The 23,621-nt window shown below is 43.9% G+C and carries 25 protein-coding genes; 11 read left to right on the top strand and 14 right to left on the bottom strand.

The window, feature by feature from the left end:
* Window positions 1-11 precede the first annotated feature (11 nt).
* From R7E51_RS09040 to R7E51_RS09025, 4 genes are read right to left on the bottom strand one after another with little or no spacing between them, the layout of a single operon-like run.
* Window positions 12-698, bottom strand: coding sequence for an AAA family ATPase (locus R7E51_RS09040; RefSeq protein ID WP_005377635.1), 687 nt, complete (start codon window positions 696-698; stop codon window positions 12-14).
* The gene (locus R7E51_RS09035) at window positions 698-2,800 is read right to left on the bottom strand and encodes an SLBB domain-containing protein (protein ID WP_017820662.1); all 2,103 of its coding nucleotides are present in this window, start codon (window positions 2,798-2,800) and stop codon (window positions 698-700) included. The genes R7E51_RS09040 and R7E51_RS09035 overlap by 1 nt, the downstream gene beginning before the upstream one ends.
* Entirely contained in the window at window positions 2,797-3,663 is an 867-nt protein-coding gene (locus R7E51_RS09030; RefSeq protein WP_017820663.1) for an OmpA family protein, read from the bottom strand. The genes R7E51_RS09035 and R7E51_RS09030 overlap by 4 nt, the downstream gene beginning before the upstream one ends.
* 26 nt (window positions 3,664-3,689) lie before the next feature.
* Window positions 3,690-4,010: an STAS domain-containing protein gene (locus tag R7E51_RS09025; RefSeq protein ID WP_017634929.1), complete on the bottom strand. Its 321-nt coding sequence runs from the start codon at window positions 4,008-4,010 to the stop codon at window positions 3,690-3,692.
* A gap of 423 nt (window positions 4,011-4,433) precedes the next feature.
* Between R7E51_RS09025 and R7E51_RS09020 the strand changes: the two genes are divergently transcribed.
* Entirely contained in the window at window positions 4,434-5,279 is an 846-nt protein-coding gene (locus R7E51_RS09020) for a DNA ligase (RefSeq protein WP_017820664.1), read from the top strand.
* Window positions 5,280-5,294: 15 nt separating this feature from the next.
* Here the strand turns inward: R7E51_RS09020 and R7E51_RS09015 are convergent, their stop codons facing one another.
* Window positions 5,295-6,293, bottom strand: coding sequence for a DUF3080 domain-containing protein (locus R7E51_RS09015; protein WP_017820665.1), 999 nt, complete (start codon window positions 6,291-6,293; stop codon window positions 5,295-5,297).
* Between the two features lie 134 nt (window positions 6,294-6,427).
* Window positions 6,428-7,798, bottom strand: a complete 1,371-nt coding sequence (locus R7E51_RS09010) for an MATE family efflux transporter (RefSeq protein ID WP_005377626.1) — start codon at window positions 7,796-7,798, stop codon at window positions 6,428-6,430.
* Window positions 7,799-8,190: 392 nt separating this feature from the next.
* On the opposite strand from R7E51_RS09010, the gene R7E51_RS09005 reads away from it, so the two are divergent.
* Window positions 8,191-8,802 carry a riboflavin synthase gene (locus R7E51_RS09005; RefSeq protein ID WP_017820666.1) on the top strand — a complete coding sequence of 204 codons (612 nt, stop codon included), beginning with the start codon at window positions 8,191-8,193 and terminating at the stop codon, window positions 8,800-8,802.
* A 75-nt stretch (window positions 8,803-8,877) separates the two neighbouring features.
* Here R7E51_RS09005 and R7E51_RS09000 read toward each other — a convergent pair whose 3' ends face one another.
* Entirely contained in the window at window positions 8,878-9,072 is a 195-nt protein-coding gene (locus R7E51_RS09000; RefSeq protein ID WP_017634925.1) for a CPXCG motif-containing cysteine-rich protein, read from the bottom strand.
* A gap of 253 nt (window positions 9,073-9,325) precedes the next feature.
* A complete protein-coding gene (locus R7E51_RS08995) occupies window positions 9,326-10,192 on the bottom strand; it encodes a fructosamine kinase family protein (protein ID WP_005377623.1) in 867 nt (288 codons plus the stop codon).
* Window positions 10,193-10,416: 224 nt separating this feature from the next.
* Between R7E51_RS08995 and R7E51_RS08990 the strand changes: the two genes are divergently transcribed.
* From R7E51_RS08990 to R7E51_RS08980, 3 genes are all read left to right on the top strand, one after another.
* Complete coding sequence (locus R7E51_RS08990; protein WP_206957999.1) at window positions 10,417-11,391, top strand: response regulator; 975 nt, start codon at window positions 10,417-10,419, stop codon at window positions 11,389-11,391.
* Window positions 11,391-12,353, top strand: a complete 963-nt coding sequence (locus R7E51_RS08985) for a GGDEF domain-containing protein (protein ID WP_005377621.1) — start codon at window positions 11,391-11,393, stop codon at window positions 12,351-12,353. The genes R7E51_RS08990 and R7E51_RS08985 overlap by 1 nt, the downstream gene beginning before the upstream one ends.
* A gap of 190 nt (window positions 12,354-12,543) precedes the next feature.
* Window positions 12,544-12,888, top strand: coding sequence for a DUF3802 family protein (locus R7E51_RS08980; protein ID WP_005377620.1), 345 nt, complete (start codon window positions 12,544-12,546; stop codon window positions 12,886-12,888).
* 44 nt (window positions 12,889-12,932) lie between these two features.
* On the opposite strand, the gene R7E51_RS08975 is transcribed toward R7E51_RS08980, so the two are convergent.
* Window positions 12,933-13,427 carry an NlpC/P60 family protein gene (locus R7E51_RS08975; protein ID WP_005377619.1) on the bottom strand — a complete coding sequence of 165 codons (495 nt, stop codon included), beginning with the start codon at window positions 13,425-13,427 and terminating at the stop codon, window positions 12,933-12,935.
* Window positions 13,428-13,561: 134 nt separating this feature from the next.
* Here R7E51_RS08975 and R7E51_RS08970 point away from each other — a divergent pair, with 134 nt between their 5' ends.
* The 4 genes from R7E51_RS08970 to R7E51_RS08955 all read left to right on the top strand — a co-directional run bounded on the left by R7E51_RS08970 (window position 13,562) and on the right by R7E51_RS08955 (window position 17,110).
* Window positions 13,562-15,580, top strand: a complete 2,019-nt coding sequence (locus tag R7E51_RS08970; RefSeq protein WP_017820668.1) for a methyl-accepting chemotaxis protein — start codon at window positions 13,562-13,564, stop codon at window positions 15,578-15,580.
* Window positions 15,581-15,850: 270 nt separating this feature from the next.
* Window positions 15,851-16,264, top strand: a complete 414-nt coding sequence (locus R7E51_RS08965; RefSeq protein ID WP_021707743.1) for an NUDIX hydrolase — start codon at window positions 15,851-15,853, stop codon at window positions 16,262-16,264.
* A 198-nt stretch (window positions 16,265-16,462) separates the two neighbouring features.
* Window positions 16,463-16,843, top strand: coding sequence for a hypothetical protein (locus R7E51_RS08960; protein WP_005377611.1), 381 nt, complete (start codon window positions 16,463-16,465; stop codon window positions 16,841-16,843).
* Window positions 16,844-16,891: 48 nt separating this feature from the next.
* Window positions 16,892-17,110, top strand: coding sequence for a hypothetical protein (locus R7E51_RS08955; protein ID WP_005389537.1), 219 nt, complete (start codon window positions 16,892-16,894; stop codon window positions 17,108-17,110).
* Between the two features lie 103 nt (window positions 17,111-17,213).
* On the opposite strand, the gene R7E51_RS08950 is transcribed toward R7E51_RS08955, so the two are convergent.
* Window positions 17,214-18,029 carry a sterol desaturase family protein gene (locus R7E51_RS08950; RefSeq protein WP_031777247.1) on the bottom strand — a complete coding sequence of 272 codons (816 nt, stop codon included), beginning with the start codon at window positions 18,027-18,029 and terminating at the stop codon, window positions 17,214-17,216.
* A 140-nt stretch (window positions 18,030-18,169) separates the two neighbouring features.
* Between R7E51_RS08950 and R7E51_RS08945 the strand changes: the two genes are divergently transcribed.
* Both R7E51_RS08945 and nagK read left to right on the top strand, forming a co-directional pair.
* Window positions 18,170-18,919, top strand: a complete 750-nt coding sequence (locus tag R7E51_RS08945; RefSeq protein WP_021033873.1) for a tRNA-uridine aminocarboxypropyltransferase — start codon at window positions 18,170-18,172, stop codon at window positions 18,917-18,919.
* Window positions 18,920-19,094: 175 nt separating this feature from the next.
* A complete protein-coding gene (gene nagK / locus R7E51_RS08940) occupies window positions 19,095-20,003 on the top strand; it encodes an N-acetylglucosamine kinase (RefSeq protein ID WP_017820672.1) in 909 nt (302 codons plus the stop codon).
* A gap of 185 nt (window positions 20,004-20,188) precedes the next feature.
* Here the strand turns inward: nagK and R7E51_RS08935 are convergent, their stop codons facing one another.
* From R7E51_RS08935 to R7E51_RS08920, 4 genes are all read right to left on the bottom strand, one after another.
* Window positions 20,189-20,455 carry a DUF2960 domain-containing protein gene (locus R7E51_RS08935; protein ID WP_005377584.1) on the bottom strand — a complete coding sequence of 89 codons (267 nt, stop codon included), beginning with the start codon at window positions 20,453-20,455 and terminating at the stop codon, window positions 20,189-20,191.
* 74 nt (window positions 20,456-20,529) lie between these two features.
* A complete protein-coding gene (locus tag R7E51_RS08930) occupies window positions 20,530-22,308 on the bottom strand; it encodes a bifunctional molybdopterin-guanine dinucleotide biosynthesis adaptor protein MobB/molybdopterin molybdotransferase MoeA (protein ID WP_176310962.1) in 1,779 nt (592 codons plus the stop codon).
* Window positions 22,305-22,892: a molybdenum cofactor guanylyltransferase MobA gene (mobA, locus tag R7E51_RS08925; protein WP_017820674.1), complete on the bottom strand. Its 588-nt coding sequence runs from the start codon at window positions 22,890-22,892 to the stop codon at window positions 22,305-22,307. The genes R7E51_RS08930 and mobA overlap by 4 nt, the downstream gene beginning before the upstream one ends.
* Window positions 22,870-23,589, bottom strand: a complete 720-nt coding sequence (locus R7E51_RS08920) for an energy-coupling factor ABC transporter ATP-binding protein (protein WP_017820675.1) — start codon at window positions 23,587-23,589, stop codon at window positions 22,870-22,872. Before R7E51_RS08920 ends, mobA begins: the two co-directional genes overlap by 23 nt.
* Window positions 23,590-23,621: the final 32 nt, after the last annotated feature.

Here is a 23,621-nt window from a genome sequence, read left to right as displayed (position 1 = left end):
AATAGCGCTCCCTATAACATAAACAGTTCGCTTTTTTTAATTTGCTGAGACAGTTTTTCTTTCCACTTTTTTGGTAAGAAACGCAGCTTGGAAACTTGGCGGATTAACTCATCTTTCAGGCTTGGAGTGTGCTTCATGTTCAGTACAGAACCAATCAAGTTCGCATCGCTAGCATCGAGTAGCTTTTTGGCTTGCTCGAGCTGGGTTGCAGTCGTAGAGCCATAATGCGCTACTAACAAAGTAGCATCACATACGCCAGCAATCACTTGAGGCGCAATATTGCTTCGGTTGACACTAAGAAGTGGTGATGTATCTATCACGACGCGCTCGTACTGCGTTAACCATTGTGCAATGTTTTGTTTCAGCGTTGTTGGGTCTCGGTACGCTAACTGAGTACTGGCGAGAGATGGAGCTGGGAGGCCGACTAAAGTTTGATGTGTATTCTCTCGTGTGATCAAATGGCCAACCTTCTCGTCATCATCAAATTCGTGAACAGTGTGATAAGCGGGTTTGAATAAGTTGAGGTCTACATACAAAGTATTGTGGCCTGCTAAAACCAAGCGCTCTGCAAGAGATGAAGCCACGGAAGTGACACCATCTTCAGATTTACAACCCACAACACAAATCGTTTTGTGGCCTTTCTGTTCACTCTGAAGATAAATTTGTTCAATCTCAGCGTGAGTTGCAGGAATAGTCATTACAACGCTCCTATTAACACGATGGTTGTGGTGATTTGTAAAATATCTCTTAATCCGGCCCTCGCTTTTTCAACAAAGCTTTCGTCTTTATGGGGAATGTAAATCGTGTCGCCTGCGCGAATGACTGGCAGCTCATAAATGTTGGCTGTTTTACTAAAGTTAACCAAATCAAATGTTCGGGCTTGGCCTTGGCAGCAAGACATATTGACCACACTGATCTTTTCAAGGTAGGCATTGTCAGTTGGTCCTCCTGCTTCCGCTAACAGATCAAGCACAGTCATGTTGTCATTGAATACGTACCGCCCTGGGTCTCTTACTTCACCTAATACGCGTACCGTGGACTCTTTTGAACGATCTAACCAGTTTTTGTTTTTTTCTGGAATGTAAATGGTATCACCAGGACGAACGTGGGGCAGAATTGACTCATCGCCTGTTTCAAAGTACATCGATAAATTCAATTTACTCACTTTGGCATAACCTAGGCCTCGGTGTGTGACACGGATGTTGTGAATATCTGCATCCATTGTCGGTCCATCGGCGGCAGACAAAATATCCAGAAAATGCATATCTTCGGTGAAACGATAGCGCCCAGGTGCATTGATTTGCCCGAAAACGTATATCGATGCGTCAGAGCTTTGGCTTACCCATTGCGATTTATTATCGGATGGGTCGTCAGGCAATGCATGTACCCTTACTACTGTACCAGCGGAAACTTGAGGTAGGCTTGATGTTGGTGAGCCATCCAGAATGTATTGGTCTAAGTCAAATTGTGTCATTTGACCGTTATTGGCGACTTCAATTTTGGTGGTATCAGCTCGTCGAGTTGGGCCTCCAACGTGTGCAAGCAGATCAATCAAATCCATTTCGTCTGACCACTCGATGCGTCCAGGGCGAACAACTTCTCCCATCACTGCGACCGCTCGACTAGGTGCTACTTTTAACCAAGACTTCTCATTGAAATCGGTTTTCTCCGGTACGAAAATCGCGTCTCCTGGTCCAACATTTGGTGGTCTGGCTGAAGATAGTCCTTCTGTATGCGCGGTAAGATCGAATTTGATGACTTTGCCATCGGCTTTTATAACGCGAATTTGGCGAGATTCTGCGTAGCGAGTGGGCCCGCCAGCGTTGGCGAGGATATCCATGAAGCTAGCGCCTTGCTTGCCTTCGTATGCCCCAGGATGGGCGACTTCACCCATCACGTAAACCACATTTGCACCTGCTTTGATTTCTTCTTCCTGTTTTGGGACAAAGATGGTGGCACCTGGCAGGATCTCCGGCAGTAGGCTTTGGTCTCCAGTATCAAGGTACTTTTTCAGGTTAAACATGGTTGGGTTATTGTTTGTTATCACGCGAATTTGCTCAACACTGGCATATCGTGTCACGCCGCCAGCTCGCATTACGACATCAACTAGCGTGGTGTTTGGCTTGTATGAGAACGAGCCAGGTGCGTTGACTTCACCAAAGACTTTGATTGCACGAGCGGAATCTGCGCTGTCACCTGAATTCGCGAGTTTTGCTGCATCAAACTCTTGCTCAATATTCCCTACGAGTGGGGAAGCGGGGACAAATAAGACATCCAGTGATTCTAGTTTTGGCAGCTGGCTATTGTCACCCGTATCAAGGAAGCGTTTGTAGTCAAATTCAATGTTTTTATTTCCACGTTTCACGATCATTTTATCAAGCTGAGCCCCTGCGCGCAGGCCGCCAGCTTCGTACACAAACATTTGAATGTTGGACCCAGAAGGTAAGGTATATTCACCGGGTTTGACCACGTAGCCTTGAACGGACACTAACAACTGTTGCTGTTTAATAAAAACTCGAGCGTTGTTAACGTCACGATAAACGGTCTTTAGCCTGTCGATAATCACGTCTTGGAGTTGTTGTTCATTGTAGCCGGCCACTAATACAGGGCCGACTTCTGGTAAATTAATTCGTCCACGACGATCGACCTGAAACCCTTGGTTTAACGACGCCTCTCCGGGTAAGTTAATCTGTATTAAATCACCCACCTTAACAGTATTGCTCTCATCCGCTATGGAAGAAGGTACCCACGCAACCAGACACAACAACATTAAGAGGATAAATGGTTTCATCGTGTTCATAGCGCGCCTCCTGCCGTTGAGTTGCGGTTTATTGAGGTATCGCTATCTGAATTAGGGCTAATAACCTCGATGCTTACTCGACGATTAGTTAAACGCACGGCAGATGTTTCACCTTCATAGAGTGGCAGGTTATCTCCGACAGATTTGGTAGTGACTCTCTCTGAAGTGATACCAAATACGGTTAGGTAACGCTTTACTTGTTCCGCACGCGCTTGAGCAAGTTTCTGGTTGTAATCGGGTGTTCCAGTTGCATCCGCATGCCCCGTTACTACAAGAGATAGGTTGGGGTGGTCACGTAAAATGTAGGCTGCTTCTGCCAAATGTCCCATGTACTTCGGGTTGATTTCTGCTGAATCGACAGCAAACTGGTTGTCGATATTAAGTAGTGCATAGATATCCGAGACTATGTTTAGGTCGCTACGTAGTGCTTCAATATCATCGGGCGGTGTGCAAGTGGTTTGGCTCAGTACGTAGTCGAGTTGTTGTTCGAGCTGGTTTAAGCGTCGACGCTGAATCACAAGGTCGTTGGCAGCGTCGAGTAAAAGCCCACCTTCTAACTCGCGCGCAATTCTATTTTGTTTTTCAAGGGCCTGAACAACTGCCGCAGGAAAACACCAGCGCGCGCCCTCTTGGATTAGTGCGTCTAGATGTAACTTGGTCAGTTGCCAATCAAACCTTAACCCATGTTCTGGACCTAAAGGCTCGTCAGGCATCACTGGGGAAAACTGATAATTCTCGATCGAGATATCTTGATAGCTTTCCGCCAAGCCACCTTTCCCGTGTTCTGGGTAGTCAAACGACGAACAACCAAACATGCCGACAACAAGACCGCTTACTGCATATCGTCGTAAAAGATTTACCATGCCAACCTCCGTTTAAACCGGTATTTTTAGTGTCCTTTTGAGTTAACGGGAATGGCATGGTTGATACGAAGCAAGCTCATGATTTCTAAAGGTTGGCCTGATACGTTTTCAATACTCATGCTTCTTTCACGTTCAACTAGACGCTTATATAAGTAAACAATGGCACCAATCCCTGAAGAATCAAGAAATTGGACGTGCTGTAGGTTAATTTCGACTTCTTTGTGATGATTGTTGTGAATTACTTCATCAATGTGATGTTGTGCTTGTCGACAGCCGCTTGCGTCTAAGTCACCAAAAAACTCAATGGCTAACTTGTCTTGATTGATTTCTAGTTTGCGTAATTCCATGACTCTGTCTCCGTTTGTTTTTCTAATTGGATATAGAGCAGGTAACGTGCCAATTTGAAATTAATGAAAAATCAAACAGTTAAATATTGTTAATTATATTGTTCAATTTGAGAAAGGACTGATTCTCAAATTGAGAATCAAAAACGCACAGAGAAATGGTTTGCTTATAAGAGGTTTTGAGCCGAAAGAAGTCGTTAGACCGGGGGAGGCACGTCATGATTAGATTCCAACTCGATTGACGAACCATCCGCCATACGAGAATAATGTGTAACGACTAAATGCAAAACCTGTCTAAAGTTTATGATTATCTTTGCAAATTATTACTAATGTTGATTGTTATGAGTCGAAGAATAACTAGTAATAAATAGGTCATCGAGAGGACTTACGTTTCAATAAAGGCGATTTTTTGTACAAGGTCTTCTTATGCCATTAAAAATGACATTAATTGCGCTGGCTGTTATGGCAGCGTCTTCACAGCCTCAAGCGGATATGTCTCTCGCACCACCAGTTTCTCTTGCACAAAGCTATCAGGATGGCATTGATGTGTCTGAATATTGGTATAGCGAAAAACTTGATGGTGTTCGCGCTTATTGGACTGGGCAACATCTCGTGACGAGAAATGGTAATCGAATCTACGCCCCAGACTGGTTTACAGGACCTTTGCCTGATTATCCGTTGGACGGTGAACTTTGGGCTGGGAGAGGTAACTTCCATCTTGTTCAGCAAACGGTATTAGATAAAACTCCTGTAGAGTCTGCTTGGCGACACATCGACTTTATGATCTTTGATATGCCATATTCTGCTGGTGATTATCGGAAGCGTTATTACAACATCAAAGACTTAGTGCTTGAAGTCGACCAGCCTCATATCAAATATGTCGAGCACCGAGCGATTCAAAATGAAGCTCATCTGTTTACACAGTTGGATAAAATTTCAATATCCGACGGTGAAGGGGTGATGTTGCGGAAGGTATCAAGCCGCTATCAGGCTGGACGCGGTAGTGATTTGCTTAAACTAAAACGATACGCAGATGATGAAGCGTTAGTTGTGGGTTATAAGCCAGGAACAGGGCGCTTATTAGGTATGATGGGAGCAATGTTAGTTCGCTTACCAAATGGCATTGAGTTTTACATCGGTAGCGGATTTACCGATGAAGTGCGTCGCCAGCCTCCGAAAATTGGTTCAACCATTACATTTAGATATAACGGTTTTACACATACTGGTAAACCACGTTTTGCTCGATTCTTGCGTGAAAGGTTGAAGGAATAGAACGCTCTGCACTTACTAGTTGCCAACGGTTACGCCACATCGTTTGAAGAGACCCTGCCAAAACTGAACGTGGTTTAGGGTTTCTTGCCTAAATGTCCTATGTGCCTCAATGATGCCGTACTGGTGACCATGGAGTTGCATACGGTTCTCCACCAAAGTGGCACCATCATTAAGTTGTTGATAGGTACTGTCTAAATAAGCCAAATAAGGTTGCACTTCTTCAACGTAAATGGATTGAAAGACATTTCTTAAGTAGCGGAACTGGGTGGTGTCTCTGTTCGGCCCGCACAATACATTGCTCTGGTTCTGCTCAAGTAGCTGAGTTGTCGCTTTTAACCAAAGGGATGTGTTTACCATTGAATAGTAAAGTCGTCCGAGTAAACGAGATTTCTCTAACTCTTCTTGATATTGCGTAACTTCCACGTCGGGTAGACGTGAGACCGCGCGGTGGGGTAAATCATACATTTCGCTGAAAATACGATAGACATCGTTAATGCGTGCAATATCATTCGTCGTATTTTGAGATAGCCAATCAGAGGCAGTTAGTTGCTTTTGCATGGCGTCACTTACGAGTAGTAAGTTGTCGAGATGAATGTCTAAATGTTGCCACTTGGTTGAGTAAAGCTCTGTCAATGTCGCGCGTTCTTCATCGCTAAGTGGAAATTCGGATAAACATCGATGCATGACTCTTAAAAGGGCAGTTTGATAATCAAAATCATGAAAGGCATCCTGCACCTTTCCAAGTTGCGAGTTTTTCTCAGCAAGTAAATTGAAGAGTCCGCACTGTCGTAATTGATAGCTCTCTAGCAGGCCAATAGATAGCCTTGGCAATGGCTCGAACAAAACGCGTTTCGCAGGAATCGTTACCGTAGACTGTAATTCTATTGGAATAGCAGGAACGTCCAATACATTGGCTACACGTTGATGATACTTATCAAACATGGCGTTCTCTGGATTGAACCAGTTATCACAACCATTAAGAATCAAGATTAAGAACAATAAAATAGACCGCACAAATATCCTTTTTTCTAACTTCGTATCCGTTGTCTAGAGAGCAAAATCAACCGCTTTGTAATCTTGTTATAAGTATACTCAACCGTGTGATTATTCGATCAAAAAAGCCAGCGGATGCTGGCTTTTTTTACTTTTTATTGAACTGAAAAGTTCAATTGCACTTCTGGCTCTTGGCGATGCATCCAACGCATTCTGACGCCTAACATAAAGGCCGCAGAAGATAGGCCGATGATAAAACCAAGCCAGAAGCCTTGTGCTCCCATTGGCTCGACAATCCAGTCTGTACGGCCAAGGACGTAACCAATTGGCAGCCCAAGAATCCAATAAGCAATAAAAGTACGGTTGAAGATGGCTCGCATGTCTTTATAGCCGCGTAATGCACCAGCTGCGATCACTTGAACCGCATCCGTACATTGATAAACAGCGGCAAACACGAGCAGGTGCATCGCTAGAGTGATTACCTCTGGGTTGCTAGTATAAAGCTCGGCGATCCACTCACGAGACAAGACGGTTAAAATCGCTGTGAGAACGGACAATGCTAGACCAACCATAATGCCGACTCGTGACGCTACGCGCGCGCCATCTACGTTTTCTTCACCAAGTCGATGGCCGACACGAATGCTTACTGCTGCACCAATACTCATTGGTAGCATAAATACCAACGAGGAGAAGTTAATCGCGACTTGATGCGCTGCCACAATGATAGGACCCAGTGGTGAAACGAGCAGTGCAACAACAGCAAACAATGTCACTTCAAAAAACAGCGCTGCTGCAACAGGAAAGCCGAGCTTGAATAGACGAACTTGCGCTTTCCATTGTGGGCGATGCCATTCTCCAAATAGGTTGATGCTTTTCAATCGCTCTGATGTCATCACATACAGCAATAGCATGGCAAACATGACCCAGTAAACAATCGTGGTTGCTACACCACAGCCAACACCGCCTAATTCAGGTGCACCAAACTTGCCGTACACGAAAATCCAGTTTAGAGGAATGTTGAGCAGCAAACCGATAAAGCCAATAACCATTGCCGGTTTCGTCAATGACATACCATCCGTAAAGCTTCTAAGCGTTTGGAAAAGTAAAAAAGCGGGTACTGCTAATATAACGGCATGAATGTATCCCACCGTTTTTTCAGCCATCAGTGCTTCAACATCCATCAGCCCGAGAATAAACTGGGTTTGAAGCAGGACTGCAATTATCGGCACACTGATCAGCAATGCCAAAACGACGCCTTGCTGAATTTCAAACGGTATTTTCACTCGACGACCAGAGCCATTTAACTGTGCGACAACAGGGACCAATGCCATTAATAAACCCACCCCAAACAAAATGGATGGTAGCCAAATACTTGAAGCGACAGAAACCGCAGCCATGTCGGTGGCGCTAACGCCGCCAGCCATTACGGTATCAACAAACCCCATACCAGTTTGAGCGACAGATGCGATCAATACCGGGGTCGCCAATTTGATAAGACTTGATGCTTCTTCTTTATAGCGATGCACGAAAAATACTCCAGAGCGGAACAATAAGTTGAAAGAATGAGAGTACTCGAGGGCAAAAGATGTGGTGAACGGATCTGATGGTTGATTTTAGTCACGATAAGGTGAAAAAATGCCTCGGAGAAACTCCGCGCAAATGATAAACAATTGTATGTTTATATTCCATAGCTAGGTAGTGAATAGTCGATAACACTGACTGGACGCTCTCCACGCTAAGGATACGCTTTTACTGAGAACAGCAGCGAATCATGGTAATGTTGAAGCATGCATGAGAACAAACCAGTGTTCATTAAGCCATGGCTTTATCGCCTGAGGTCTTTATTTCCGACCTGTAGCGCAGTGTTTAGGGCTTAGTCTTCGACTACAGTTGGTATTAAATCAATAGGTAAAAAGAAATGTTTACAGGAATAGTTCAGGGTACGGCGAAGGTCGTTAAAATTGATAAAAAAGAACGCTTTCAAACGCACGTTGTCGAGTTAAGCGATGAACTTTGTAAAGGGTTAGAAATTGGTGCATCCGTTGCACACAACGGATGTTGTCTAACTGTGACTAAGATCGAAGGCAACCTTACCAGTTTTGATTTAATGCAAGCGACATTGGCTCTTACTAATTTAGGTCGGCTGGTGGAAGGGGATAGCGTAAACATTGAGCGCGCGGCTAAGTTTGGTGACGAAATAGGCGGACATAGCATGTCTGGTCATATTAGTTTGACGGCAGATATTGTCGATATCATCGATACGCCCAATAACCGCACGATTTGGTTCCAACTGCCGCAAGAATCAATGAAATATGTATTAGCGAAAGGTTACATTGGTTTAGATGGCTGCTCGCTAACTATTGGTGAAGTTGAAGCGTGTCGTTTTTCAGTACACCTAATTCCAGAAACCTTGCAGCGAACGCTTTTCGGAGTGAGACAAGTAGGGGAGCGTGTTAATATTGAGTTTGATCCTCACACTCAAACAATTGTTGATACTGTTGAGCGCGTTCTTGCAGCAAAACAGCTTTAGAATGAGAAAAAGGAGCCTAGTGCTCCTTTTTCATTTAAGCGTTTTTATATTTCTGATGTTCACATGCTCGAGCTGTTATTCGTAATTGTCATCGATAAATAGTTCGACCTTATCTTGTAACTCATCCACTCGCATATTTAGGTGGATAGCGTGGCAACAAGCTGGGCAATCATCATAAAACTCTTGGTCACCATTACTTGCATCCAATGTAATGCCGATAGAGTGTCCGCAATGCGGGCACTTTACATACCTTTCGGTATAATTTTTCATACAACAACTCCTAATCTCGCAGGGCTTTTAAACACACTATTCATCAAGGAAGTACAGCCCTTTACTTACTTTGCCTACAAGGAAAATAGGCACAATCCAAAGTTAAGTCTCCTTTGATATTAGGTCGAGTTGTTGCTAATTGAGTCGAAATAAGTACTAAACTTGACCCCAAACTCAACCTTGAGCTTAGGGTGATCTTCTGTAGTGATGTGCCTCGAGATTTTACATCTTGAAATATGCAGTGGCTTCCAAATTAATAAGAAATGATTTTATTAATAACCAGTTGAGCCTGTTCCAAGTAATGGCCGCCAAACAAATTACAATGGTTGAGAACATGGTAAAGGTTATAGATATCTTTACGCTCTTCATAGCTTGAAGAAAGTGGCATAACCGATTCGTAGCCTTGATAAAATTCTGGTTGAAATCCACCAAAAAGCTCCGTCATCGCAATATCACACTCCCTGTCCCCCCAATAGCACGCAGGATCGTAACAGATAGGACCGAATGCAGTGAGTGCCGCATTTCCATTCCATAAATCGCCATGCAACAAAGAAGGTTCCGGAGCATGGTTTGCTAGCCGCTGTTTTACGACATCGATAAAGTCATCGATATCAACCAAGGTGACGCCTTTTTCTTTAAGGAGCTGTAATTGCCATCCTATGCGTTGCTCAGCAAAGAATACACACCATTTCTTGTGCCATTTGTTGGGCTGTAGAGTCGAACCGAGATAGTTGTCGGTATCAAAACCAAACTCTTTTTGCTCGCCCCACTGGTGTAGGTGAGCTAATTGCTGCCCAAATTTAAAGCTGTTGGGACCATCTTCTAATGGTTTCGTTGGAAGGTAGTTAAGAATTAGGAATGAGGCATTTTTGGTTTTACCAACCAATACCACCTCAGGTACAAATAGGGTGGATGTTTCACGCAAAAGATGCAGGCTTTCAGCTTCTACCTCAAATTTCGACAAAAACTCGCGATCGTTAATTTTCACAAAATAACGTTGCTCGCCATCATTGATCATGTAGCTTTCACTGATATCCCCACCAGACAGCCTTACTTTTTCCGTGATCTGGTAATCGAACAATAAAGTATCAGAAAGCTGTTGCGATATTGCTTGCCACATACAAAACCTCGCGAATCTATTTGACCACCAATAGTTTAGGATAAATAGCAGGGAGTTGGCGCTATGTTGAGCATACTTAGTAAAGAAACCTTCCTCTTAGTGTAGTCAATTTGTATAAATGTGAATCAAATCGCTTATAAGCCTCTGATTTGTTGGCTTAGCATATGGAGATGAACGTTTACAACAGGTATTATGATTTTTTTGACGTTAGTTCCATTGGTGGCATGAAAATACTGATATGTGATGACTCAGCTGTTGCAAGAAAGCTTATTGCGCGTTCTATCGTACAAGATACATCATTGCATCTTATTGAAGCGCAAGATGGTTATGAGGCGCTTAATATTCTTGCTGAGCAAAATATCGATATTTTGTTTCTCGATTTAACGATGCCCATAATGGATGGTTTTGAGGTCCTCGAATCATTACCTGTTAGTCAGTACCCGACCAAAATCGTCATTATTTCTGGAGATGTTCAACAAGAGGCAAAACAGCGCTGTCTCGATCTTGGTGCTCAAGCTTTTATCGCTAAGCCTCTGACAGAAGAGCAGGTGCTCCCACTATACGAACAATTAGGGCTGCATTATGCGTTCAAACCTAGTCATTCGGTTGATTCTAAAAACCAGGGTTGCGAAGAGCTTTCCTTACTAGCCAAATTCCGTGAAATTGCGAACATTGCCCTTGGTAAAGGGGCTGCGATTATGGCTGACCATTTACATGAGTTCATCCAACTTCCTGTTCCTCATGTTGGACCGTTGTCCTACGGCGAGCTTCATATGACACTGGTTGATGTGGTTGGGCGTGACAGTTCCGTTGCGGTAGCGCAGAGGTTTGTCGGTGGTGGTATTCACGGAGAGGCACTGGTGTGCTTACGTGGTAGGGATATCAATCAGATTGGGGAAAAATTAGGTTACCTCCTTGAGTTTACGCCTCATAATGAAATCATCTTGAATATCTCTAACCTACTGGTTTCGTCATTTCTCACATCATTGGGCGATCAACTCGACAAGCAGTTCTCACTTCGTCAGCCAGGCATTGTGGATACCTTAACACCTTATTGTGAAGAGCAAGGCGAGTGGGGTGAGCTCTTTACTATCGAATACACCTACATGGCAGAAGCGCTCGATTTCGAGTGCGAGGTACTGTTTTTAATTGATAAGCCATCCGTAGAAATAATCTATGAAATCATGGAGCTAATCTAATGTCCGATATCACGCTGGACATAGCAGACTTTCATTGGGTCACACAAATTCTCGATACGATGGATTCAGGGCTTATTGTTTTGGATCAAGAGTATAAAGTGTGTGTGTGGAACAGTTTTATGCAGTCATACAGTGGCATTCTATCACAAGAAATTCTTGGTGAATGTTTATTTGAGCATTTTGAAGAGCTGCCAAGAACTTGGCTAGAAACCAAGATAAAAGCTGCCGCCGATCTGGAAACTCGTTCTTTTTCTAGCTGGGAAAACCGACCGTATCTTTTTAAGTTCAACAATTTTTCTCCGGTTTCAAACAGCAGTGATTTTATGTATCAAGATATCGTGATCACGCCGTTAATTGGGCTCTCAGGAGAGGTCAGCCACATAGCGATTCAAGTCAATGATGTTTCTGAAACTGCGAGAAATCGCATTCATTTGAAAGAAACAAATCAACATTTGTCGGAAATCAGTCGCAAAGATGGTTTAACAGGTTTATTTAATCGCGCTTATTGGGAGCAATCATTGAAAGATGAGTTTGCTCACTTAAAAGTTATCGACGGACCATGCTCATTAGTAATATTCGATATCGACCACTTTAAGAAGGTGAATGATACTTATGGTCACCCGACAGGGGACGAAGTCATTCGTCGAACCTCTGCCTTGTTGAGAAAAACAGCAAGAAGCAGTGACATCTGCGGTCGTTTTGGTGGTGAAGAGTTTACCGTACTACTTCCTCACACAAACCAGGAGCAAGCTTGCTATTTCGCAGAGCGTTTGCGCAAAAGAATTGAGCAAGAGATCGTGAAAGTGGAAGATTTTTTGATTAATTACACGATAAGTATTGGTGTTTGCGAGTATAAGCCTTATTTTGAAACTCACACTCAATGGTTAAAGAGTGCCGATGCTGCGCTGTATCGTGCAAAAGAAAATGGTCGTAACCAAACCTGTTTGCATGAAAATGGCTGAAATATAAAAAGGTTTGAAGAAACCCTGTATCCGAATTCAGTGAAGCAAAGCTCAATTGTTTGAAAATCATCCAGTTGGTTCGTGAATGTTTGTTAATATGAAATAAGTTAATGAAATTTTCTCGGCATGTCTTACTATTGAAACTATTCTGCTTTCAGCTTCGAAGGCTTGCAATAAACGGAGAAAAACAGTGGTTTTAGAAACCGATGGATATCTCGCTCTTATCGAGCACTTGTCTCTAAATCTAGATATTTTTACGACCGAAATTGGCGACACTGGATCCGAAAGCATCGAAGATGTTGTCACCGATATGGTGGCTTCAAACATCATGGCGATTTTTGAGCAAAATCCAGAACTTCACTCGAGCGTACGTTTCAAATTGTTGAAAGAGGCTGATGCAGTTGTTGAAGATCTTGGTGAGATATTGGCTGGGGTATGGCATAAAAAAGCGACCAATGAACAGATCACGTTCCTTGATGAATACATCGCTCTGGTCAAAAATCTGTTCGATAATGCTGTTGCGACTTACGACTGATATTGTTTTAACTTACAGCAATGTCCGGTTAAGAGTAAGAAGAGTTACATTGTAACTCTTCTTATTTGCCAAAACTTAGATGCCCAGTATGGGTTGTCGATTCTTGAAATAATCACACCTCTAGACGTCGATGCATGCATGAACTGCTTGTTACCCAAGTAAATTCCGACATGATAAGTTGTACGTCTTGTTTTAAAAAACACTAGATCCCCTTGCTTGGCATCCGTCCAACTTAACTCCACACCTTGCGTTGATTGCTGCCTCGTTGTCCTTGGTAACGAGAGCTGATAAGCCTCAATAAACGCTTTTTGTACAAATGCTGAGCAATCAATTCCAGATTTCTGTGTCCCGCCTAAGCGATAAGGCGTGCCGTGCCACTCTGTGTAAAACTCGAACAAGTCGGGGTTGTCCGACAATAGCTGATTTGTAGGTGCTGTCACTTGAGCTTGCTCACTAGGCTCAGGCCCAGAAGAGCAGGCGCTTAGTAGCACACTGATTATCAAAGGAAAATATACTCGACGCAAATCACCACCTGTCATCTCTATGACTCACAACTGAAATATTAGTGTCATAACCAATCCATAGTATGGGCTGCAAATCACGGTTTTGTCTCACAAATGTGACGGAATCACTGCAGAACCGATTCAACCTTAAGAAAGAATAAAAATTGATTATGGCAAAGCGAAAACGCTCACGCACATCACTTTCACTGATTCAGGCTGTCAGTGCAACATTTTTAACTATCATTGCTCTTGTTATAGCCCTTTCTGTCTCAAGTTTCAAAGGAATGGAACAGGTAGGGGAACAATTTGAAGACTTGTCGCAAAAAGCATTACCAATCGCGATGGCAAACGCAAAGTTAACCAGGAATGTATTGGAGATGGTTAAGCTACTCAACCATGGTATGCAGATTACTGAGCCGAAAGAGTTGCCTCTCGTAAAAGAGCAAATCGACTCTCTTGCAACTCAAAGCACAACTTTGGTTGTGAAAGCGTCTGGTGTAGCTCAGCAACTCTCGGAGGAGTTAGACACCAAACTAGCGCGTTTACATAACATCACGCAGTCCATTTTGTTGAAGCAATCTTCGGTGATACAAATTCAAATGGATATTGATGCCGCTGTTGGTGGTTTTCGCTATGGGCTTAGCTCTATCGGCCCGGAAATGAATCGAATCAGTTCGTTCCTTAGTGCTGATAATCCTGAGTCGAGCGATGCCGCTAACCGTTTCATTGCTTCTGCAAGCTCAATGGAAAGTACGTTCTTAGTCATGATGATGCACTCAGAATTAAACAAAGCCGAAAAAGAATACCGAGAAATGCGAAATCGCATAGCAGGTATTAAACTCGCCTATGAAGACTTCCAATCTTTCCATCCTGAAGTAAGTGAATATGCAAGCTTAACCGCACCATATGAGATGGTGAAACAAGGCTTTAGTGAAAAGGGCGTGCTGCGTTTGATCCTCGCCAAACTAGAACAAGGGGAATTGCAACGTTCAGAGTTTAAACAGGCTTCGATGCTTGCGGATGAAACCATGCGGTTACTTGATCAAATCTCCCAAACCGCTGGTCAGTTGATCGATGAAAAGGAGCGGGTGGTCAACGAGACCATTGAATCGGTGAGCGTTGTGCTCGTGTTTGCGGCGTGTGTGATTTCTTTTATTATTCTTGTTACTTGGTTTAGTCTCAAGTCATGGACAAACCGAGGGTTAAGGAATGTACTAACGCGTCTTTCAGCACTTACCGAACATGATTTTCGTGACAAGGCAGAAGAAGTTGGCCCCTATGAGCTGAAAGAAGTAGCACGAAAGTTGAATCAAGTAATCGATTCCACACATGACTCCATTCAAACGGTGACGCGCAATTGTGAAACGCTTTATCAGACGGCAGAAGTAAGTCACAGTGCAGCCGAACAAACAAGTGATGGGTTGGCAACACAAAATGAAGCGTTGTCGAGTATGATCACGACCATAACGCAGCTTGAAGCCTCTATTCGTGAAATAGCAATGGTGACAAATGCATCTTCACAGGACTCGCTCCTTGCAACCCAACACACTGAAAAAGGGGTTCAAGTCGTGGAACAAAACCGCGAACGTTTGGAGTCATTAGAAAGCTCTTTGGATGTAAATGAACAGTCAATGTTAGAGCTAGACCAGCGTGTTAAACAGATTCGTGAAATGGTGGATATGATCAGTGGGATCGCGGACAACACCAACTTACTTGCTCTCAACGCGGCAATAGAGGCTGCCCGTGCTGGTGAGCAAGGGCGTGGATTTGCGGTTGTCGCTGATGAAGTTCGCAAACTTGCAAGTGATACCTCTCAACAAACTACGAACATCCGAGAAATGATGAGCGAGCTTATTACTGCCGCAGAGCGCTCGCGCCAAGCAGTTAATGATTCAAGAGAAGAAATGACCCACGCGCTACAGTCCAGCAATGAAGTGAAATCGACATTCTCTGATATCAACCTCGCGGTTAAGCACATTCAAGAACGTGTTGAGCAAATCTCAGTTGCTACAGAAGAACAAGAACGAGCGACGGCAGATGTATCTCAATCCATCACACATATTTCTGATCTTGGCGAACGCACAAAGCTGCAGCTTGAGTCTATGGTTGAGAGTTCTGAGCAAGTGGCGGAAATTGCTGGGCACCAGCAAGCAATGCTGCACAAGTATGAGCTTCATCAGACCAAGTAAATGAGATGTTTCCACCGACTAAAAGCAGAACCTCGGTTCTGCTTTTTTGTTACGGCTACTCATTTAATGGCTCCTATTTGCATCGCAAAAGTGAGTTACATCTCATCTCGTTCATTTCTAAAGGGTTTAGTTATCACAACGTGATGTTAATGCTTTGTTCGAGGGACTCGTTGACTAGAATGTCGCCAGAATTCAAAGGAATGAATCATGCAGCTTCATGCGATTTTTTTATATCCAGAGAAAGCTAAAGCCATAAGAAGGAGTGGTTTTGTGATCGATAAAGTTTGCCCCGTCGTTCTACGTAATCAAAATCAAGAGATCCTACTTTTTAAACATCCGTTGGCGGGTGTTCAGCTCGTCAAGGGCACTGTTGAAGTGTTTGATGAAAGTTACATCATAGCGGCCAAGCGGGAGCTCGCTGAGGAGTCTGGTATCACACATGTTCATTCCGCACGATATTTATGCTCATGGGACAGTGGCTTTCAAAATCAAGTATGGCATTTTGTTTTGTGTGAGTGTGCTGACCTCGCTAATTCATGGCTGTTTCATACGCAAGACGATGGTGGACATGATTTCGCGTTCTTCTGGCACGATGTCGAGAGCGGCCTTCCCGCGAATGCACATACTGTGTTTCAGCGCGGGCTGGAAAAGGTACGAGAGTTGATAAACCAAGGCGTGATTTAAAGGAGGATTCTGTCGTTGCATTGGCGGATTTGGGACAATGACAAAGCAAACACTATGCTAAATAAAGAAGGTAGAGCAGCCGTTACTGTTCTCATCGTGTTGATAATGGCACTGTCGATCTCAAAAATGGCGATGGGATTACAAATGTTTAAGTGACTTCTATATGCTTTGCTCATTCATTCAGATAAGGAAACGGTAATGGATAAATTCGTCGTGTTTCTCTTATGCCTTTTTATGACAGTTGGCGGAGTGGTTCATCTTTATGACAACATTGTTGGTGGCTTTTTACCTTACGATTTTGCGCCACGCTGGTTGAATATGTATTGGAGCGCTTTGGGACTATTGGACTTATTAGCAGCGTATCTATTGGTCAAGCATCGCCGCTCTGGCCTAGTCGTTATGTTATTGATTCTTATAACCAATGTTATCTTTAGTTCCCACGCTCACTATACATTAGAAATATTAGATAACAACGTCGCCCTACAAATGAAGACACTGTTTTTAGGGTTCTCATTTGGGGTATCTATCTGGTTATGGAATGCGCGAAAACATAGTCAATCGCGCCAAATATTTCGTTAATTATTATTTTCACAACACTCGATTAAGGATTGTAAACAGGGACTCGTTATGAACGATTTTAAAGACTTGGCCAGTTTTGCTGGTTTCAGCGTACTGACAGGTTTGAGCTTTGCCACCACTTTCTTCAGCCTTGCTTTTCTATACAGCTCAATAGAGGCACAGCAAGTAATGAACACCAATGCTTTGGCATGTGCAGTGCTTGGTGTTGTTGGTTTATTTGTTGGTATTACTCAGCTAAACAAAAAGCGTCAGCTAGCAGAAAACTAATCTGTTCTTACACATCATGAGGATGAAGTAGTGTTTAACTGGGGTTTAGGCTTGGTCTATTCGTTTTGTTGACATACTTCATCCAACAATATTTTTTCAACCATTACTTCTTCTCTTTATTGTAGCGAAAGGGCTGCGTTAACAGCTTATCTAATCTTTGCTCTTCTTCGTCTCTAATTTCCGGCACACCAATAACAACATCTTCATGACCCAACTTAGGCTGAGCTCGGTATGTCCCAAAAAAGCGGTCCCAAACTGAAAGGAAAAAACCAAAGTTTGAGTGGGTCTCTTTTACTATCACTGAATGGTGCACGCGATGCATGTCTGGTGTAACGATGACGTTTCGCAGTTTTTGGTCCATAGATAAAGCCAGTTTTGCATTACTGTGATTAAACATCGCGCTCGCATTAAGCACAATTTCAAATACCACAATTCCGATAGGTGAAACACCTAAGATAAACACGGCTGCAATTTTTACTCCCATTGAAATGATTATTTCGAAGGGATGAAAGCGTGCGCCTGTAGTGACGTCTATGTCGAGATCGGCGTGATGCATTCGGTGAATCTTCCACAGCGGCTTTACATGATGAAAGACAACATGCTGAGCGTAAATGACGAAATCAAGCAAAATGACGGTTAGAAAAATATTTAACCAAGCGGGGAGGGACAGAATATTGAGCAGCCCCCATTGTTGCTCCTGAGCTATGACCGCAGCTTGAAAGGCGGCGATAGGCATGATTAAAGCAATAACTAGGCTGTTAAAAGCGACCAATGACAAGTTATTGACCCAGCGAAACCTGCGCGAAGCGGTCAGTGTTTTTCTAGGCAATTTGTTTTCCCAAATGGCACAAAGCAATAATACGCCAAGGAAAAAGCCTAATCTGAGCCATGAGGGTTCTTGAAATGTCGTTTCTGTCACTGTCATTCCCTTATTTATTTCTTTATCTATGACCGAGATAAGAGTGAAATTATTTCAACACACTGCTGATGGGCTTATCTTGAGGCGAAGCCATAATATCAGTAGAATCGCGCTCTACTTTTTACTTGGCATTACTTACCATGAGAATTCACGCTTTCCACCGTTTATATCAGTACCGACAATCTATCTCAACCAAGCCTTTCAACGCGCGTGGATGTAAAGTGGTTCGTTGCCAATATTGCCAGGTTTCTGAGCAACACTGTTTGTGCGACCTTCAGCCAAACATCAAGGCCAATATTGCATGTATGTTGATTGTTTCTGAAAACGAAGTGTTTAAGCCAAGTAATACCGGTCGTCTAATCGCTGATACGATTCAAGAGACTTACGTGTATCAATGGAACCGAACAGAACCGTCTGAAGAGATGCTAGCGCTACTACAGGATGACAGTTACCAACCGGTGATTGTATTTCCTGCAGACTATGTGGATGATCCCTCTCGTTTAATTGAAGATCTAGAGCCAGGGCGATTGGTAAAAGAAGATGTCGAGAACAAAAAATGGTTGCTGATCTTTATTGATGGTAGCTGGCGTGAGGCACGAAAGATATTCCGTCGTTCTGATTTTCTTAAATCTTTGCCTGTGCTTTCCATTGAGCCGGAATCTCTGTCTGAATACATCATGCGCCGCTCCGAGAATGAGCAGCATCTTTCAACCGCCGAAGTCGCGACATTAGTTTTAAAACAAGCTGGTGAGCCGAAAGCTGCGGAATGCCTTCAATTGTGGTTTGAAGCCTTCAGAGAAACTTACATGCTGAGCAAGACTCGAGTCAAAAACGACCCTAACCAGCCACACTTGAAACGTTTCAAAGAGTGGATGAAAACCGAGAGCTGACTCTAAGGAATGAGCTTTTGTTGATGGTATGTTGTTCAACTGGCTTCGGTGAGGGGATAAATCTGCATTCGGTCACGGTTTGCAGGCGTACAGATATGGATAATGCCATCAGTTTATACTTTTGACTCTAGCCATTTTTGAGAGTCGTTTGAAGCATTTTTTAGGAGAGAAATACATGTATTACGGCTTTGATGTCGGCGGCACTAAAATTGAATTTGGTGCATTTAACGAGAAGCTTGAGCGTGTAGCGACGGAACGTGTACCTACACCAACAGACAACTACGAGCTGCTGGTTGATACCATTGCGGAATTGGTGAACAAATACGATACAGAGTTTGGCTGCGAAGGTACGATTGGTCTTGGCCTACCAGGTATGGAAGACGCCGATGATGCAACGGTACTAACAGTTAACGTTCCTGCGGCAAAAGGCAAACCACTTCGTGCTGATCTGGAAGCTAAAATCGGTCGCAGCGTAAAAATTGAAAACGATGCAAACTGTTTCGCGCTTTCTGAAGCCTGGGACGAAGATCTTCAAGATGAACCATCTGTACTAGGTTTGATCCTTGGTACTGGTTTTGGTGGCGGCTTTATCTACGAAGGCAAAGTATTCTCTGGCCGCAACCACGTAGCGGGTGAGGTGGGTCACACACGTCTTCCTATCGACGCATGGTTCCACCTAGGCGAAAACGCACCATTACTGGGTTGTGGCTGTGGCAACAAAGGCTGTTTAGATAGCTACCTATCTGGTCGTGGTTTCGAGCTTCTTTACGCGCATTACTACGGCGAAGAGAAGAAAGCGATCGACATTATTAAAGCGCACGTAGAGGGTGAGGAGAAAGCAGTAGAGCACGTCGAGCGCTTTATGGAGCTGCTAGCGATCTGCTTTGCAAACCTGTTTACTGCAACAGACCCACACACCGTTGTACTTGGTGGCGGCTTATCTAACTTCGAATTGATTTACGAAGAGATGCCAAAACGCATCCCTAAACACTTATTGTCTGTGGCTAAGTGTCCTAAGATCATCAAAGCAAAACACGGTGATTCAGGTGGTGTACGCGGCGCTGCGTTCTTAAACATCAAGTAATGACTTAAACCTTACTCGATATAAAGTAAGAAGAAATTTAAAGCCCCGTTTAGACTTTCAAGGTTAAACGGGGCTTTTACTTATATACCTAAGTAATTTCGGTATGCTCGGGTATAGATCATGAACAAAAGTAGCATGCATAAAAAACTCACGACGAATCGTGAGTTTTCTGTTTGCAGCTAAGCTTATTTGTTCTTTTTGCCTACGCCCAGGTTTTCTTTTTGAGCTAGGGTGATTTTGCTAAAGCCTAATTTTCTGAAGTAGTTGTCGCGGTAGTTTCGCACCGCTTTAGTGTCAGACACTGCTTCGATTTGTTGCTCCATCTTTAGGAACTCAGTGATATCGATACCTTCTGCCTCTGCAACTGCTTCTTGAATGTTGCGGTGTTGCTGGTATGAGAACGTCAGTTCTTTGTCTTGGTCTTTGTAAGTGTAAAGAATGGTGCGAGCCATAGCTGTCTCTCTAAAAAGGTTTCTGTATTAAACAAAAAGGCCAGACTCGCTGACCTTTGAATTTCTAGTTTGAGCTAGATTCTGCCTTGAAGTGGGATAATTGTCACGCTTTCTCCCGCTTTTACTGTATCAATAGCTGGGGAGATTTCGATCAAACAGTTTGCCTCACTCATTGAGCGCAAAATACCAGAACCTTGCTTGCCTGTTGTACGAACGGTTAAACGGCCAGTTTCATCCAGTTCATAGACGCCACGGCTAAACTCGGTACGACCTTGTCGAGAGCGAAGGTTTTCAGTCGCGATGGCATTCACTTTCAGAGGCTTCCACCCTTGTTCGCCTTGCATCTTACGCAGTGCAGGCTCAACAAAGTTGATGAATGAAACCATCACGGCAACAGGGTTGCCCGGCAGACCAAAGAACGGCTTGTTGTTGATTTGACCAAACGCTAATGGACGTCCCGGACGCATATTGATTCGCCAAAAATCGATTTGACCAAGTTTATCCAAGGCAAGTTTGATGTAATCCGCATCACCAACAGATACGCCACCAGAAGTCATAACCACGTCTGCTTGAGCCGATGCGTTTTCCAACGCTTCAATCATTAACTGTTCGTTGTCTTCCAGAATACCGAAATCCAAGATCTCGCAGCCGAGCTTTTCAAGCATGCCCATGATGGTAAAACGGTTGGAATCGTAGATAGAATTCGCTTTTTGCTCTGTTCCCGGCGCTTGTACTTCGTCACCGGTGGAGAACACGGCAACTTTCAATTTGCGGAATACATTCGCTTCACCAAAGCCAAGCGAAGCGATCATGCCCATTTCTGGAGAGGCGAGGCGAGTGCCTGCGGTAAAGACATCACTGCCGATAGCGAGATCTTCACCTGCTTGACGAACGTTTTGGCCTGCTTTGATATTCGCACCGTTAAAAGTGACCCTGTCACCTTTTTGAGTGGCTTGCTCACGCATGACCACTGTATCGCCGTTACGTGGTGTTGGTGCGCCAGTCATGATCTTAACTGCTTGACCAACTTTCAGAGGCTGATCGTAAGCATGGCCCGCCATCACTTCAGCAATCACTTGGTAGCTATCACGCTCAACATCATCACTGCGGATGGCATAACCGTCCATCGCGGAGTTGGTGTATTGCGGCACATTTACTGGTGAAACGATATGTTCCGCAAGAACGCGCCCGTAAGCATTTTCAATCCTGCATGCTTCTATTTCCGAAACCGTGTTCACCAAAGAAAGGATTTTTTCTTGGCCTTGAACCACAGAAAGGAAAGCCGGAGAAAGTGTGTCGCAACATGCGGCGTCTTTCTCTTTGTTTTTTGGTGCTTTCGCTTCTTGAACATACTGAATAACGAACTGAGCAATCGCCTCAAGATCGTTGATGTTCATTTGTGGCAGTTCAGAGTCCAACTCGCCGCCGTCTGACGCGATAGCGATGATGTTTTCATCGTGAGGGTAAAGCCAAGGTTCACCCACTTCTTCACGGTGCAATTCAATTTTAGGAAACGCGATGTTTTTACAGCCTTCAACCAAAACCACATCGAGCTTGTCTTCATCAAAACGAGTTAAGAGGTATTCAAACTCCGCTTCGGCTTCTGGCGTTTCTGTCATTAACGCAAAACGGTTGCGAGAAGCAATCAGCATTTGAGACGCGCCAGCTTTGCGTAAACGGTAGCTGTCTTTACCCGGCTTATCGACATCGAAGTTGTGGTGCGCATGTTTTAGCATGCCAATGCGTAAACCTGCTTCAGTCAGCTTTGGCAATAGGGCTTCAAGTAGCGTGGTTTTGCCTGTGCCTGAATAAGCTGCAAAACCAAGAATAGGAATGTTTAGCGTGTATTTCATGATTCTAATTGTCCAAATTGCGCCAGTTCTTCCGGAGTGTTCAAGTTGACGAAACAGTTTGGTGAGTCGCTAAAGTCAACGTAACTGGTGTTGCACTCTTTGTAGAGCAGAATGATTTTTCGGTCGCCACGTTCTAAAAATGCGGTGAGTTTTGGCATTACGCGCTTGTGGTAGAGCGTAAAAACAGGTTGCTGATGGTCACCATCATGCGCGACCAAAATATCACTGTCTTCTTGGGCGGCTTGGCAGAAACGCTCGACAAGGTCGGTGTTAATTTGTGGACTATCGCAAGGTACAAATCCGACCCAGTCAGTTTCAGCATGCATCAAACCCGCGTGAATACCGCCCATAGGCCCAGGGAAATCTTTGAATTGATCACTAAATACGAAACCAAATTTGCTGTACGCATCTTGGTTTCGGTTGGCATTAATTAAAATGCGTGGAGTTTGTGGAGATAAACGTTCAATAACGTGTTCGATGAGTGGCTTCTGATTTAACTCAATCAGACCTTTATCTTTTCCACCCATACGGCTGGCTTGGCCACCAGCCAAAATGACCCAACTAGTTTGTGTTGGTTGAAGCATATGCATTCTCTTGGGATGTTTCTTTTGGTATGACATACAACAGAGGAGACTCTATCAAAGTCTTGTCTTTAATCCACCACTGTTTTTTACATAAGTCGGTCAGTGCGTTGGCCTGATGGCTTGTCACCACGATACTGGAACCACGATCCAAAAGATCTTTCGCCATCACTACCAATCGTTCAATGGATTCTTGGTCTAAAGACGCACTTGGCTCATCCATCAATAAAATCGACGGTTTTAAAATCCAAGCCCTTGCCATGGCAACGCGCTGTTTTTCACCGCCGGACAACACGGAAATATGTTCGTCCGCTAAGGTTTCTAAACCTACCATGCGCAGCGCGTGAATAACTTGAGCTCGCTTATCTTTTTGCGTGTCTTGTTGATATTTCACTCCATAGACTACGTTTTCATATACAGTGCCGTCAAAAAGGTAAGGGGATTGATGGAGATAAATCACATCGACACGACCATTGCGACACGTCAGTCTTTTCAGCCACGTATCTTTTGGCGCAACAACATCGCCAGTAGAGGGTTTGAGCAAGCCAGCAAGGATTTTGAGTAGGGTAGTTTTGCCCACACCATTGTCACCCTTGAGATAAATGGCATCATTTGGGCCGATGGCTAACTCAGGGATGTGGAAAAGCACACGCTCTTTAAAGCGCATGGATAACTGTTCGGCGGTGATTTTTATAGTCATAATTCGCCTCGACATGGGGTTAATGGTGAGTC

The organism is Vibrio sp. Vb1166, from assembly GCF_033338695.1.
Lineage (GTDB): Bacteria > Pseudomonadota > Gammaproteobacteria > Enterobacterales > Vibrionaceae > Vibrio > Vibrio alginolyticus.
Note: the sequence above shows the minus strand (reverse complement) of the source record. Positions and strands in the feature narration are given on the sequence as shown.

Bases quoted from the DNA above. Each gene is read 5' to 3' on its own strand.
- R7E51_RS09005 (WP_017820666.1), top strand. From the start codon at position 8,191: ATGTTTACAGGAATAGTTCAGGGTACGGCGAAGGTCGTTAAAATTGAT.
- R7E51_RS08955 (WP_005389537.1), top strand. From the start codon at position 16,892: ATGAACGATTTTAAAGACTTGGCCAGTTTTGCTGGTTTCAGCGTACTG.
- R7E51_RS09000 (WP_017634925.1), bottom strand. From the start codon at position 9,072: ATGAAAAATTATACCGAAAGGTATGTAAAGTGCCCGCATTGCGGACAC.
- R7E51_RS09030 (WP_017820663.1), bottom strand. From the start codon at position 3,663: ATGGTAAATCTTTTACGACGATATGCAGTAAGCGGTCTTGTTGTCGGC.
- nagK (WP_017820672.1), top strand. From the start codon at position 19,095: ATGTATTACGGCTTTGATGTCGGCGGCACTAAAATTGAATTTGGTGCA.
- R7E51_RS08945 (WP_021033873.1), top strand. From the start codon at position 18,170: ATGAGAATTCACGCTTTCCACCGTTTATATCAGTACCGACAATCTATC.
- R7E51_RS08970 (WP_017820668.1), top strand. From the start codon at position 13,562: ATGGCAAAGCGAAAACGCTCACGCACATCACTTTCACTGATTCAGGCT.
- mobA (WP_017820674.1), bottom strand. From the start codon at position 22,892: ATGCTTCAACCAACACAAACTAGTTGGGTCATTTTGGCTGGTGGCCAA.
- R7E51_RS09040 (WP_005377635.1), bottom strand. From the start codon at position 698: ATGACTATTCCTGCAACTCACGCTGAGATTGAACAAATTTATCTTCAG.
- R7E51_RS08975 (WP_005377619.1), bottom strand. From the start codon at position 13,427: ATGACAGGTGGTGATTTGCGTCGAGTATATTTTCCTTTGATAATCAGT.
- R7E51_RS08990 (WP_206957999.1), top strand. From the start codon at position 10,417: ATGAAAATACTGATATGTGATGACTCAGCTGTTGCAAGAAAGCTTATT.
- R7E51_RS08935 (WP_005377584.1), bottom strand. From the start codon at position 20,455: ATGGCTCGCACCATTCTTTACACTTACAAAGACCAAGACAAAGAACTG.
- R7E51_RS08930 (WP_176310962.1), bottom strand. From the start codon at position 22,308: ATGAAATACACGCTAAACATTCCTATTCTTGGTTTTGCAGCTTATTCA.
- R7E51_RS08985 (WP_005377621.1), top strand. From the start codon at position 11,391: ATGTCCGATATCACGCTGGACATAGCAGACTTTCATTGGGTCACACAA.
- R7E51_RS09020 (WP_017820664.1), top strand. From the start codon at position 4,434: ATGCCATTAAAAATGACATTAATTGCGCTGGCTGTTATGGCAGCGTCT.
- R7E51_RS08960 (WP_005377611.1), top strand. From the start codon at position 16,463: ATGGATAAATTCGTCGTGTTTCTCTTATGCCTTTTTATGACAGTTGGC.
- R7E51_RS09025 (WP_017634929.1), bottom strand. From the start codon at position 4,010: ATGGAATTACGCAAACTAGAAATCAATCAAGACAAGTTAGCCATTGAG.
- R7E51_RS09035 (WP_017820662.1), bottom strand. From the start codon at position 2,800: ATGAACACGATGAAACCATTTATCCTCTTAATGTTGTTGTGTCTGGTT.
- R7E51_RS08920 (WP_017820675.1), bottom strand. From the start codon at position 23,589: ATGACTATAAAAATCACCGCCGAACAGTTATCCATGCGCTTTAAAGAG.
- R7E51_RS08995 (WP_005377623.1), bottom strand. From the start codon at position 10,192: ATGTGGCAAGCAATATCGCAACAGCTTTCTGATACTTTATTGTTCGAT.